The organism is Massilia horti (assembly GCF_004614195.1).
Classification (GTDB): domain Bacteria; phylum Pseudomonadota; class Gammaproteobacteria; order Burkholderiales; family Burkholderiaceae_D; genus Telluria; species Telluria horti.
This window is the reverse complement of sequence record NZ_SPUM01000055.1, coordinates 16,427-28,992: the sequence shown is the minus strand read 5'-3', so window position 1 is coordinate 28,992 and position 12,566 is coordinate 16,427. Positions and strand designations below refer to the sequence as shown.

Genomic DNA, 12,566 nt, shown 5'->3' with positions numbered 1-12,566 from the left:
CCGCGCCGCGGGCCTGCAGTCGGTGACCGCGTGCGCACAGGTGCGCACCCTACGATGCTACCGAATGCATCGCGGCGTCGCCCGCGCTGGCTGGACGCGTGGGCGTTCGTTCGGCTGGCCACTGGCCAGCCTCACCCCGCTCACGCTACGCAAAGCGCGCTCAGAACTTGGTACGCACCCCGAGCACGAAGTTACGTCCCGGCAGCGGCGAAATATCCTTCAGTACCGAAGTCGACATGCGGATGTCTTCGTTCAGCAGGTTCTTCGCCAGCAGGAACCAGGTCAGGTCCTGGCCGCCCAGCTTCTGCGTGTACGAAATATTTGCGTCGAGCTGGTTGTATCCCGGTGTCGACGTGGTTTCGAATTCCGCCAGCCGGTCCTGCCCGCGCGCATGCACCAGCGACAGGCCGCCGCGCCAGGCGCCTTCGCGGTAACCCACGCTCGCACCGATCCGGTCGGCCGGCTGCAGCGGCAGGTTGCCGCCCTGATCGAGCTTGCCGCGCGAGGTATCGGCAAAGATGCGCCCGGACCAGCCCGCGCCCAGCTGGTTGTAGCCCAGCTCGGCTTCCGCGCCCTGGATGTGGGCGTTGGCCTGCTCGAACAGGCGCTCGCGGAACTCGGCGCCCGGATTGCCTTCGTCATCCAGCAGTCGGTCGGTGATGTGGCCGTAAATGAAGTTGTTGACGTTGTTACGGAACAGGTTCGCCTTCCAGCGCAGCAGGCCCGAAGTCTTCTGTACCGACAACTCGATGTTGCGGGACGTCTCCTTCTTCAGATGAGGATTGCCGACATCAAAGGTCAAGGTGGCGTCGTGCGGTCCGCCCGAATACAGTTCTTCGATGGCCGGCGCACGCTGGGCATACGACACCGTGGCGCCCACGCTGTAACCCGGCGTGAACGGCCACAGCGCGCCGAACGAGCCGGAGGTCAGGTTGAAGTCGCGCGCTTGGTTAGCGACCGGCTCGCGCTTGACGTTCTCCAGGCGCAGGCCGCCGGACAGGCGCACCGGCCCGGCGCTGGCTTCCTCGACCAGGAATGCGGCCGTCGATTTCGAATGGGTCTGCGGCACGGTGTCGGGTCCGCCATCGGTGCTCAGCGCCGAAAAATGGGTGTTTTCGGTCTGCACGCCAAAGGTGCCGTGCAAGCCGGCCACGGGGTGGTGCGTCAGTTCGGCGCGGGTTTCGAGCGACTTGTTGGTGAAGATCGTGGCCGGATGGTTCTGGTCATCGAGCTCGGCATGCTGGTAATCGGTGTAGCCGGCCTTGAAGCGGAACGATTCGAATCCGGGGAGTGGCTGCTTGACCAGGCTGTCGATGTCGTAGCGGTTCTGCTTCTGGTCGATGCGCGATCCCTCGTCACTCGGGATGCCGTAGACGTTGGACAGGTGCGATACCGAAGCGCCGACGTAGCCCCAGCCGTCGATGTAGGAGCCACCCACGCCGGCGCTTTTCTCCTGCGTGTCCGAATGCGGCAGGCGGCCGGATGCGGAGTCAGCGTCGCCCAGCACCCGGTGCCCCGGAATCCGGTAGTCGCCGGCGTCGCGCCAGTTGCCGTCGGCGTGCAGGCCGAATTTGCCCACAGCGCCGTCGACCGAACCGGACACGTTGCGTCCGTTGTCGACCGTGCTGTAGCGAGACTCGAGCTGGCCGGTCGGCTGCTCCTCGAGCGCGGTCGGGATGCGCTCGTTGACCACGTTGACCAGGCCACCGATGGCGCCCGAGCCGTACAGCAGGGCCGCCGGGCCGCGCAGGATTTCGATCTGGCGCGACACCGCGCCTTCGGACGCGACCGCGTGGTCATTCGACAGGCCGGACACGTCCGAGGTCGCCATGCCGTTTTCCAGCATCTTGACGCGCGATCCTTCCAGGCCGCGGATGATCGGACGCGAGGCGCCGGCGCCGAAGGCCGATGCCGACACGCCCAGTTCCTGCGAGAGCGTCTCGCCGAGCGAGCTGCCGACCTTGTCGCGCAGTTCGTCGCCGGCCAGCACCTTGGCCGGGGTCAGGATCTGGTCGCCCTCGGCGGTCCTGAACGGGGTGGCGGTGACAATCACCTGCTGGATCTTGCCGTCGGCAGACTCGGCAAAAGCAGGAGCGGTAAAGGCGAGCAGAATAGCGCTGGCCAGCAGCGTACGTTGGATATTCATAAATAAAACCTCAAGCAAACAGATAACGAGCAGCGCTGCCGGGCCAAAGCGGCCGAAGCAGGCGAGAAAAAAACTGCGGTGTATCAGGCTTGAGGCGGGCCGCGCGGCTGGAATACGCAGACCGTCAGCAGGCACAGGGCCGGGGTGCGCGGTGCGGGAAGGAGGTTGAATGCCAGTTCGACCGGCACGAACTGCAGTACCTTGAGCGGCAGCGCGAACGCCACCTGGGCACTGGCCATGCACTGGGCGCACAGGTCGTGCAGGGCCGGCTTGGACGACTTGCCGCCACGCTCGGTCCCCGGCTCGGCGAGCGCCAGCCGGGCAGGTGTTTCCTGGAGGTTGGCGGTGTGCGCGTAGCCATGCAGCAGCGACATCTGCTGCGTGACCAGCAGCAGAAGCGACACCAATACATGAACTAAGGAACGTGGCACCGGCAATGTCAGGGAAATAAAAACCCGGACATTTTAAGCGGACTCGGCTGTCTTGTGTATCAAATGATTGCGAAAGTTGCGAATAAGCAATTTCGTGTTGGCATCTGGCGTAGGGTGCGCACCTGTGCGCACGCGGTCACCGTGTGCGGGCTCGCGGCTGCTGCTTCTCTACGCTGCGTTCGCGAACCGCGTGTGCACAGGTCCTCGGCGGCCCCGCGCCCCCTACGGACAGCATGATGCACCCGTCCAGGACTGTCTTATTTCTTCACAAACACCAGATCCCACACGCCGTGACCCAGCTTCAGGCCGCGGTTTTCGAACTTGGTCAGCGGCCGGTACGCCGGCTGCGGCGCGTAGCCGTCGGCAGTGTTCTGCAATGCCGGCTCGGCGGACAGCACCTCCAGCATCTGCACCGCATAGTCTTCCCAGTCGGTGGCCAGGTGAATGTAGCCGCCCGGCGCCAGCTTCTGGCACAGCTGCTTGACGAATTCGGGCTGGATCAGGCGCCGCTTGTTGTGGCGCGCCTTATGCCAAGGGTCGGGGAAGAACACATGCACGCCGGCCAGCGAACCGTCGGCGATCATGTCCCGCAGCACCTCGACCGCGTCGTGCTGGATCAGGCGCAGGTTGCCAATGCCCTGCTCGCCGATCTGCTTGAGCAGGCTGCCCACGCCCGGCGTGTGCACCTCGACCCCCAGAAAGTCCTTGTCGGGCATCGTCCTGGCGATGTGGGCGGTGGTGTCGCCCATGCCAAAACCGATCTCGAGGACCACCGGTGCGGTGCGGCCGAACGCCTGCGCCATGTCGAGCACTTCCTTCTTGTACTCGATCAGGTAAGTCGGCCCCAGTTCCTCGAGCGCACGCGCCTGCGCGGTCGACAGGCGGCCGGCACGGGTCACGAAGCTGCGGATGCGATGCTCGGTCGGGTCGTAGAGCATCTGGCGGGACGGGCCGTTGGTGGGCGTATCGGAGGACATGGGAGCGCAATGAAAAAAGACCGGCGAGATTATAGCAGCCGCGCCAATGGCGAAGGTTTGCCTTGGAGAACCTGCGCAGGACCGCCAACTGCAAGCGGAAACATTCCGTTGCGCGCACGGTCGAACGCATGCAGCAACGCCGAGCCGCCAGCAAGCATGCTTCCGTTCGAGATACAAGGTTCGCCGACCGCAGCCGCAACGAGTGATCGCCGGCTGTTCTACCGGCATCGCCTGCCGATCCGCGTCATGCACTGGATTAATGTCATCTGCTTCTTCCTGATGCTGATGAGCGGCCTGGGTATTTTTAACGCCCATCCGCACCTGTACTGGGGCAAGGATTCCAACTTCGCAGCACCGCTGCTGTCGATCACTGCCCGCCCGGGAGCCCAGGGCGAACCGCACGGCATCACCCAAATCGGGAAACATGTCTTCGATACCGACGGCGTGCTCGGCGCCTCACGGGTCAAGGGCGACCCGATGCCGAGCGCGCGCGCCTTCCCGTCCTGGGCCACGATTCCCGGCCGCCAGTACCTCGCCACCGCGCGCAACTGGCACCTGTTTTTCGCGTGGATTTTTGTCCTCAACGGCATTGCCTATGTCGCGTTCACGATCTTCAGCGGCCACCTGCGGCGCGACCTTGTGCCGAGCAAGCCCGAGCTGCGCGGAATCGGCGCCTCGCTCCTCGACCATCTGCTGCTGCGCCACCCCGCAGGCGACGCCGCCAGGCGCTACAACGTGCTGCAAAACCTGACTTACTTAACGGTGGTCTTCGTCCTGCTGCCGCTGATCGTGGTGGCGGGCCTCTCCATGTCGCCCCGGCTCGACACCCTGTTCGGCGGCTGGGTCGGTCTCCTTGGCGGCCGCCAGTCGGCGCGCACGCTGCACTTCATCGCAGCGTTTTGCCTGCTCGCGTTCGTGCTCGTGCACCTGTTCGAGGTAGTCGTCACCGGACTGTGGAACAACCTGCGGTCGATGATCACCGGTTATTACCGCTTGCCGGCGGACGAGCGGCAGGAGAACTTGCCGTGATCCAGCCCTCGCGCCGGCGCTTCCTGCGGTTGGCGTTGGGCGGCGCCGCGGGGCTGCTGGCCGGCTGTGATCGCCTGGCCGCGAACGAATCGTTCGGCCGGATGCTGCGCCGCGCCCAGTACCTGAGCCGCGACACCCAGGCGCTACTGACCGGCCGCAATGCGATGGCGCAGGAATTCACGGAAGACGACATTGCGGACGAGTTCCGCAGCAACGGCACCGCGATGCCCGACAGCCATCTATACCGGCAATTGCTGGCCGGCGGGTTTCGCCGCTGGCAGCTAGGGGTTGGCGGACTGGTGGCGGCTCCTGCCGAATTCAGCCTGGCCGACCTGCATGCGATGCCTTCCCGCACACAAATCACCCGGCACGACTGCGTCGAGGGCTGGAGCGTGATCGGCAAGTGGACGGGCGTGCCGCTCTCGCACGTGCTGGCCCGGGTACAGCCACTGCCGATGGCGCGCTACGTGGTGTTCCATTGCGCCGATCCCATGGACGGCTCGGACCTGCAAGCGCCGGGATCGACCTATTACGAAAGCATCGACCTGACCGAGGCGCGCCACCCGCAGACGATCCTGGCCTACGCGCTCAACGACGAGCCTTTGCCAGTCAAGAACGGCGCGCCGCTGCGGCTACGGGTCGAGCGGCAGCTCGGCTACAAGCATGCGAAGTACCTGATGCGGATTGAGCTGGTGGAACGGCTGGACACTATCCGCGGCGGCAACGGCGGGTATTGGGAAGACCTGGGGTATGAATGGTATGCGGGGATCTGACCGCCTGGGCCCAGTCATGAATGGCGGAACGCTTCAATTTTTTGAATGGTGGCGACCACGCCTGCGGGCGTCAATCCGACGCCGAACGGGTAAGTCCCAAATCTTGTTTCGATCAGCAGGTTACCTTCGCCAAACCCCAAGAACTCTTTTTTGGCCTCCGCGCTGAACGGGCCTAACATTGACGCGGAAGCCGGGCGCTCGCGAACCGCAATGATGTCTTCGCAGCGCAGCGAAAACGATGACTTCGGCCACTCGGTCGCCCCCTCCTTCACCAAAACCAGCTCGTCGCGAAACACGACATTCCGATAGATGATCGTGAGAGCGATGAGTAAGAACACTGCCATGACCACGGAAGAAAAGCTCAGGAGCAGCCCCGGGTTGCGGCGCAAGGCAACACTGAGGACAAAAATCGTACAACCGGCCAGAAAGAGTGGGTTCCATCGCATCTGGCGGGGACAAACGATGTGCAGGAAACGATCAGTATCCTTCATTTATTGCTCGATCTTTCAATAACGTAAGCAGGACTTTACCAGATCGGCACAAAAGAAAATTAACTCTATGTTACCCGCTGAGCCGATTACGGAATCAACTCGGGATCCTGCTCGATGTCCAACGCCTTTCGTTCCATGTCGTCGAAACCGGGATCCTTGGCCTGGGCTGGTGCCTTGACCGAATGCCGCTCACCACCGGATGGGAAGTTGGCCGCACGGGCAGGCTCGGTAATCACCTCGTCGATGCGGGCAAGCAGATATGGGAAGAATGGATTTGATGAAATGCGGAACACCGAGTCGAGGCTGACCATCAATGCGCCCCGCTCGCCACGCGGCGCCAATGCGCCAAGCGACACGCCGTATCGGGGATTGCCCGTATCTGGGGGCTGTATGCCGTACAGCTCATCGTCCAGTGGAAAAGGAATCGCCACGTGCGACAGCGAAAATACCTGGGGCGGATATTTCAATCCGAGCGCGCTCGTTTTCTGCTCCGTGGTTCCAGGCTCAATAACACGCACAATCACTTCATCAGGTCCAGTAAGTTCGTTGCCAACCATCGTCAGCCGGTAATTCACGGACAGCGTCGGCAATAGCCTGGCCAGCGCCTGTGATGACGCCGGATCGATCAGCGGCCCAAGTTTCGCGCGCCGGTTCACGTCGAACAGCACCAGTTCATTTCCGTTGGCTGGCAAGTTAGCGTAGAGCCTCTGGATGATGGCCTGGGTGCTGACCGTGAAGTCGATCACCGATTGAAAGGTCAGTACGGGCGCCAGATCGTCCAGCTTGCGCTCGCGCGCGAGCCGCGCCAACTGCTCCTGCAACGCCTTGGTCAGCCGGTGGGATTGGCGCGCTCCATTGACCGGGAACGAGTTGTACTTGAACGGATTGAATTCAGGGACGATGCCAAGCCAGGATGCCTTCTCAAACGGCGGCAGCAGTGCCGGAAGCGCGGCCAGGCCCGCGAATCGCGCAAAGCGGGTTACGCCGATCATCGGCGAAATCAGGATGAGGTGCGCCGGATGATCGAGATGGGGGTCTTCCAGGCTGTCGAGCGCGTATTTCATCGCGAGCGCACCGCCATTGGAAAATCCGACCAGGTGAATCGGGCGGCCGGGGCCAGCCTGGCGCCTGGCTTCGCGCACCGCGAGCCGTGTCGCCGCCATCCAGCTTTCCCAGTTGACGTTTGACAGGCCAGCCGGCACCGTGCCATGCCCCGGCAGGCGAATGCCGACAGCCACGAACCCGTCAGCCACATACCGCTGTGCAATGTGCCGCAGGCTGTACGGCGAGTCCGTCAGGCCATGCAGCAGGACCACCGCGCCGATGGGCTGGCCGGCTGGCCGCAACAGGTAGGAACGGTTCCAGTCGTGCTCGAAGTGCCCGGGGTAGATCGGGCTACCCTCGAAATACCGATTGGAAGGTATACGCGCGGCGGGCGGCAGCCGGTCGCTGACCTGCACCCTGACCTGATCGAACAAAGCATTCTCGTGCTTGATATAAGTGTTCCAGTCGGCCCGGTCGATCTGCTCGGCACTGAGTTCTTTGGGCACGAAGGTGTGCCAGAGTTGAAGCGAAGGTCCCCTTTGCGCAACGAAAGCGCGCAACGCAAACAGGGCGACGATGAGCACGACAAGCACGATCACAACGATCCGCACCGATCGGGCCAGCCTTGACTGGACGTTCATGCTGGAAACGCTCCATAGAGACGAACACGAAGCCGGCACGGCCCGAATCTGCCAGACGCAGCGCCCTCATGCTAAAGACAACTGAGCGCAAACCATGTTCCAACGTTTCGCCGTCAAAATGAGCCAAAGAGCGAACCGAGCACGATGACCACCACCAGCGCGAGCAGCGCGCCGAGGATTCCCACCATCACGATGTCACCGTAACTGTCGCGATGGGTACTGCCACAGACGGCCAGTAGCGTGACGACCGCCCCATTGTGCGGCAGGCTATCGAGCGAACCAGACGACATCACTGCAACGCGATGCAGCAGCGCCGGATCAATGTGGTGCTGGATTGCCAGGTTCAGATAGTAACTTCCGAGGGCGTCCAGCGCGATCGTCATGCCGCCCGAGGCCGAGCCGGTCAGGGCAGCGAGCAGATTGGTGGCGATCGCCAGCGAGACCAGCGGCCCGCCGCCCAGCCCGAGCAGCCAGGTGCGCACCAGCGCAAAGCCGGGCAGCGCGGCAATCACGGCGCCGTAGCCCACCAGACTGCACACGCTCAGGATAGGCAGCACAGCGGCGTTCGCGCCAGCATCGGCGCTTTCGCGCAGCGTAGCGAAGCGCGAACGGTTCAACGCAATCAACGCGACGATGGCCACCGCCAGCGCGACGCTGACGCCCCAGACCCCGCGCACCGCCTCGAGCGAGGTGCCGCCCCAGCGCTCCTCGGCCAGATAGCGGACGTCGATCCGTGGCAGCACCAACACGTTCATGACAAAATTTCCGACGACCACGAGCAACAGTGGGGCAACGGCGACGGCAACCGAGGGCAAGGCGTTCGCTGCCCCGCCATGATCGATCTCCTCGGGGTCGAAGCTTTGCGAAACCGTTGCGCGTTCGCGAACCAGCGTCTTGTCCACCGGCGGCATGGGCGGATGAACCGAGTAGCCCTCGCCAAGCGTTCTTGCACGGCGTTCCTGCCTCTTCAACCACCACAACCCAAAAACCACCATCACCACGCTGGCGATGATGCCAAGGCCCGGCGCAGCGAACGGCGTGGTGCCGAAAAAAGGCATGGGGATGGCATTCTGAATGGCGGGCGTTCCTGGCAGCGCCGACATCGTGAATGTGGACGTGCCAAGCGCAATGGTCGCCGGCAACAGGCGGCGCGGCAGGTTACTCGCCTGGAAGAGCTTTTCCGCCATGGGAACCAGAACGAAGAAGGCCACGAACAAGCTGACCCCGCCGTATGTCACCAGCGCGCCGCAGACGACGGTGGCCAGGATGGCCCGGCTGGGGCCGAAGCGCCGGGTCATAAAATCGGCGATGACCTGAACCGAGCCACTGTCCGCCATCAATTTGCCGAACAGGGCGCCAAGCAGGAACAACGGGAAGAACTGTGCCAGAAAGCGTGCGGCCGCACTCATGAACGTTTGCGTCCAGTGCGCCATGACCGGCTCGCCGGAGATGGCCGCCGCCAGCATCGCAGCCAGCGGTGCGAGCAGCAGCACGCTCCAGCCGCGGTACGCGAGCCAGATCAGCAGGGCGAGGCTGGCGATCATGCCTGCCAGTCCGAACGCTGCCGTCATGGGATCGAGGGGACCGCCATACGTCATTGCTGATCCTCTATACCGTTGTCGACCTGAAGGGATCACGTGCTTCAAGAGGTGAAACAATGGCTTGGCAGGCGCCATTTCCGATGCGCACAGGCTGCGCACAGCAGGCCTGGGGTCTGGGATTATTATAGGACCGTGAACGAGTCGCAGATGTTGGTGTCTTCTCGCTCAGCGGTTCCGATGTCAGGTCTGAGTCAAAGTGATGTTTGATTGCGGTGCAGCTTCGCCGCAGAAACGTTGAAGGTAGAAGACATGGGCAATGGACGAGGACAAAGCAGCCGGGCGCTTCGCATCAATCTGGCCCTGCAGGGCGGTGGTTCGCACGGCGCGTTCACCTGGGGCGTGCTCGACCGGCTGCTCGACGAGGACTGGCTTTCCATCGACAGCATTACAGGAACGTCGGCGGGCGCCATGAATGCGGCTGTGCTTGCCGACGGGTATCTGCGGGATGGCCGAACCGGTGCGAAGGCAGCGCTGGGACAATTCTGGCAACGCGTGAGTCATGGTGCGCGTTACAGCCCGATCCGGCGGACGCCATTTGACGTTCTGACGGGGAACTGGTCGCTCAGTCAGTCGCCAGGCTACTTCATGTTTGATTTGCTCAGCCGGGTATTCTCGCCGTATCAGGTCAATCCATCGAACATCAACCCGCTGCGCGCCATTCTCGAGGACAGCATCGACTTCGGGCAATTGAGGCAAGCGCCGGTCAAGCTGTTCATTACAGCGACCAATGTCAGAACCGGGCTGCCGCGGGTCTTTCGCAATGCAGAGATCAGCGCGGATGCCCTGCTCGCTTCCGCGTGTTTGCCGCTGATGCATCAAACCGTTGAGATCGATGGGGAAGGATACTGGGACGGTGGTTTTTCCGGTAATCCGCTCCTGACACCGGTTATCCGCGAGAGCGAGGCGCGCGACATACTGCTGGTGCAGATCAATCCGATTGATCGGCCGGGCATCCCGCGCTCGGCACATGACATTCTGAACCGCATGAACGAGATCTCATTCAATTCGAGCCTCAAAAAAGAATTGCGCGTAGTCGCCATGCTGCGCCGCATGCTGGCGGAGGAAGAGCCGCGCCCACATCCAGGCTGGATCGATCAATGGGCCGATACGCGGCTGCACCGCATCTCAAGTCCCCGCCTGATCGAGTTTGGGGCTTCGTCGAAGCTGAATGCGGAATGGGACTTTCTGCGCATGCTGCACGAAGAGGGACGGCGTAGCGCTGATGGGTTTCTCGCGGAGCACGCGGACGATCTTGGCAATCGATCGACGTTTCCGTTGGACATTCTGCTCGATACGATTCTCGAGCAGACCTGAGTCGGCGTTGGACAGGCCCGGATTTCTGGAAGTGGAGCGGGTGAAGGGAATCGAACCCTCGTCGTAAGCTTGGGAAGCTTCTGCTCTACCATTGAGCTACACCCGCGTGCTGCCGCATTTTACGCGACTTTGCAGACTGTTGACAACGTTGCAGTCTGGCTGCTGTGATGAAAAATGAGACCAATCCCTCGACGCAAGTCACCTCCTGCAAGGCCCACCCGCGCCACATCACCCCGCCAAGCCGGGTGACACCTCGGCCGAGCACGGCGCGCCGCACGTCTGCCAGAGCACTGCGCACAGCCGCTTCTGCATTGTTAGCTTCGCGGGTGAATTCCAGCGCCAGCCGTCCCGGCTGTCCGATACCGACCAAGGCATCGTCGCAGCCGGGTTCGCCCAGACGCTCGACCAGCGCATTCGGGTCGCGGTCATCGTCGGCGAGCTGGTATGTCAGGGTGAAGGAGTATTCCATGAGCTACTCCTCTGCGCCGCTGTCAGCCTGGTGCTGATTGCGGTGCGTTTGTAGGGTGTGCACCTGTGCGCACGCGGTTCGCAAAAGCAGCGTTTCCGATCAGCAGCCGCAAGTCAGCATACGGTGACCGCGTGCGCACAGGTCCTCGGCGGCCCCGCGCCCCCTACGTGTGCTTACGCGGGCGGCTCCTCCGGCGGGCGGTTCAGAAGCTCGCGCGCCAGCTTCATGCCGTCGACCATCACCTTGAACGCCTCATGCCGCGCGGCCTCGTCCGGCACCCGCAGCGCGTACGACGGGTGGTAGATCGTCACGATCCAGCGCCCCCCGTGCCGGATCGGGCGGCCCAGCGTGTCCTTGAGCGTCACGTGGCTGGTGTCGAGCAGCGCCTTGAGCGCGGTCGTGCCCATCGCCACGACCACGCTCGGCTTTTCCCGGGCCAGTTCCTGCTCCAGCCAGTAGCTGCAGGCTTCGATCTCGCGCTGGGCCGGCGTTTTGTGCATGCGGCGCTTGCCGCGCGGCTCCCACTTGAAGTGCTTGACCGCGTTGGTCACGTACAGCTTGGCGCGGTCCACGCCCGCCGCCTCGCACACGCGGTCGAGCAGCTTGCCGGCCGGGCCGACGAACGGCTTGCCGGCCAGGTCTTCCTGGTCGCCCGGCTGTTCGCCGACCAGCATGATCTGCGCCCGCTTCGGTCCCTCGCCACCGACCGCCTGGGTCGCGTGCTGCCACAGGTCGCAGCGGCGGCATTCGGCCAGGGTCGCGGGGTTGCGCTCCGGCTCCGCGTCCACCGGCTTGATCGGGGTCGTGCCACGCTTCTTTTCGGGCGCGGCCCGGGCCGGCGGCAGCGGCGCGCCGTGCGGCAGGCCCGTCCAGCGCCCCGGGACATGGCTGCACAGCAGCGGCGCATGCACGCGGGGCCGGTCGAACAGGCTGCGGTAGTAGGCCAGCCACAGGGCGGGGGCGTCGCCGTCCAGGCCGGCGCAGCCGTCCATCAGCGGGCCGCAGTTGTGCAAGGTGGCGCCGTCCCACAGCACGCTGGCGCCGGGCGTGGCGATCATCCAGCTTACCTTGCCCATGCGGCTGACGAAGTGCTGCGCCACCTGCGGCAGCACGTCGTGGCGCGGCTCGAACCAGGCGACAAAGCGCGGCGGTCCGGCCTCGGCCGGGCGCTCGCGGAATCGGATGTTGGCATGCATGTCGTGCTCCTCGCGGTGCACCGCCTTGACCATCGCGTGCAGCCGCGCGCCGTCTGGATCGTGCGCCGACTGCACCGCGTGCTCGCCTTGCTGCCAGCGCCACACGACGCGGTACAGCAGCGCCCAGCGCTCCGGCACGCGGCAGCAGGCTGCGGTCTGCAGCATGTCCATCAGGGCGCGCGGCAGGTGCGGTGCCGGTTTCGGTTCCTCCAATGGGATGGCTGCATTATGCGACGGCGCGCCTGTGGCTGGCGCACACTGGAACAGGCCGCCGTCCGGCGCCTCCCACGTGACCGCTTCCGGGGGCACCCCGTGGGCCAGCAGTTCGCGCGCCGCCTCGCGCCATTGGGCGAAGTTCTCCACCGCCAGCGCGCAGCCAGCGCGGGCGGCATCGACCGGGTTCATGCTGCCCGCGGCCACGGCGGGTGGCACGCCGCGTGGCCGGCCGGAATGG

10 protein-coding genes, 1 tRNA gene and 1 pseudogene are annotated in these 12,566 nt (G+C 64.1%); 3 read left to right on the top strand and 9 right to left on the bottom strand.

Features of this window, described 5'->3' with window-relative positions; genetic code table 11:
* Window positions 1-160: 160 nt before the first annotated feature.
* The 3 genes from E4O92_RS09545 to trmB all read right to left on the bottom strand — a co-directional run bounded on the left by E4O92_RS09545 (window position 161) and on the right by trmB (window position 3,515).
* Window positions 161-2,146 (bottom strand): TonB-dependent receptor, encoded by a 1,986-nt coding sequence (locus tag E4O92_RS09545; protein ID WP_135189527.1) that lies wholly within the window; start codon window positions 2,144-2,146, stop codon window positions 161-163.
* A gap of 83 nt (window positions 2,147-2,229) precedes the next feature.
* Entirely contained in the window at window positions 2,230-2,550 is a 321-nt protein-coding gene (locus E4O92_RS09540) for a hypothetical protein (protein ID WP_135189526.1), read from the bottom strand.
* Window positions 2,551-2,834: 284 nt separating this feature from the next.
* On the bottom strand, window positions 2,835-3,515 hold the full coding sequence (gene trmB, locus E4O92_RS09535; protein WP_135189532.1) for a tRNA (guanosine(46)-N7)-methyltransferase TrmB: 681 nt from the start codon (window positions 3,513-3,515) through the stop codon (window positions 2,835-2,837).
* Window positions 3,516-3,710: 195 nt separating this feature from the next.
* Between trmB and E4O92_RS09530 the strand changes: the two genes are divergently transcribed.
* Both E4O92_RS09530 and E4O92_RS09525 read left to right on the top strand, forming a co-directional pair.
* Window positions 3,711-4,583, top strand: a complete 873-nt coding sequence (locus tag E4O92_RS09530) for a cytochrome b/b6 domain-containing protein (RefSeq protein WP_135189525.1) — start codon at window positions 3,711-3,713, stop codon at window positions 4,581-4,583.
* The gene (locus E4O92_RS09525; RefSeq protein WP_206076840.1) at window positions 4,580-5,356 is read left to right on the top strand and encodes a molybdopterin-binding protein; all 777 of its coding nucleotides are present in this window, start codon (window positions 4,580-4,582) and stop codon (window positions 5,354-5,356) included. The genes E4O92_RS09530 and E4O92_RS09525 overlap by 4 nt, the downstream gene beginning before the upstream one ends.
* A gap of 14 nt (window positions 5,357-5,370) precedes the next feature.
* Here the strand turns inward: E4O92_RS09525 and E4O92_RS09520 are convergent, their stop codons facing one another.
* The 3 genes from E4O92_RS09520 to E4O92_RS09510 form a co-directional block, all read right to left on the bottom strand.
* On the bottom strand, window positions 5,371-5,847 hold the full coding sequence (locus E4O92_RS09520; protein ID WP_135189524.1) for a hypothetical protein: 477 nt from the start codon (window positions 5,845-5,847) through the stop codon (window positions 5,371-5,373).
* A gap of 86 nt (window positions 5,848-5,933) precedes the next feature.
* A complete protein-coding gene (locus E4O92_RS09515; protein WP_135189523.1) occupies window positions 5,934-7,532 on the bottom strand; it encodes an alpha/beta hydrolase in 1,599 nt (532 codons plus the stop codon).
* A 113-nt stretch (window positions 7,533-7,645) separates the two neighbouring features.
* The gene (locus tag E4O92_RS09510; RefSeq protein WP_229483212.1) at window positions 7,646-9,076 is read right to left on the bottom strand and encodes a GntP family permease; all 1,431 of its coding nucleotides are present in this window, start codon (window positions 9,074-9,076) and stop codon (window positions 7,646-7,648) included.
* Window positions 9,077-9,367: 291 nt separating this feature from the next.
* Here E4O92_RS09510 and E4O92_RS09505 point away from each other — a divergent pair, with 291 nt between their 5' ends.
* Window positions 9,368-10,447, top strand: a complete 1,080-nt coding sequence (locus E4O92_RS09505) for a patatin-like phospholipase family protein (RefSeq protein WP_370659998.1) — start codon at window positions 9,368-9,370, stop codon at window positions 10,445-10,447.
* Window positions 10,448-10,479: 32 nt separating this feature from the next.
* Here E4O92_RS09505 and E4O92_RS09500 read toward each other — a convergent pair.
* The 3 genes and pseudogenes from E4O92_RS09500 to E4O92_RS09490 all read right to left on the bottom strand — a co-directional run bounded on the left by E4O92_RS09500 (window position 10,480) and on the right by E4O92_RS09490 (window position 12,517).
* Window positions 10,480-10,553: transfer RNA gene (locus tag E4O92_RS09500), tRNA-Gly, on the bottom strand.
* Between the two features lie 156 nt (window positions 10,554-10,709).
* Window positions 10,710-10,916, bottom strand: a pseudogene (locus E4O92_RS09495) (DNA-binding protein); the annotation flags it as partial.
* Window positions 10,917-11,089: 173 nt separating this feature from the next.
* Window positions 11,090-12,517: a UdgX family uracil-DNA binding protein gene (locus tag E4O92_RS09490; RefSeq protein WP_135189522.1), complete on the bottom strand. Its 1,428-nt coding sequence runs from the start codon at window positions 12,515-12,517 to the stop codon at window positions 11,090-11,092.
* Window positions 12,518-12,566: the final 49 nt, after the last annotated feature.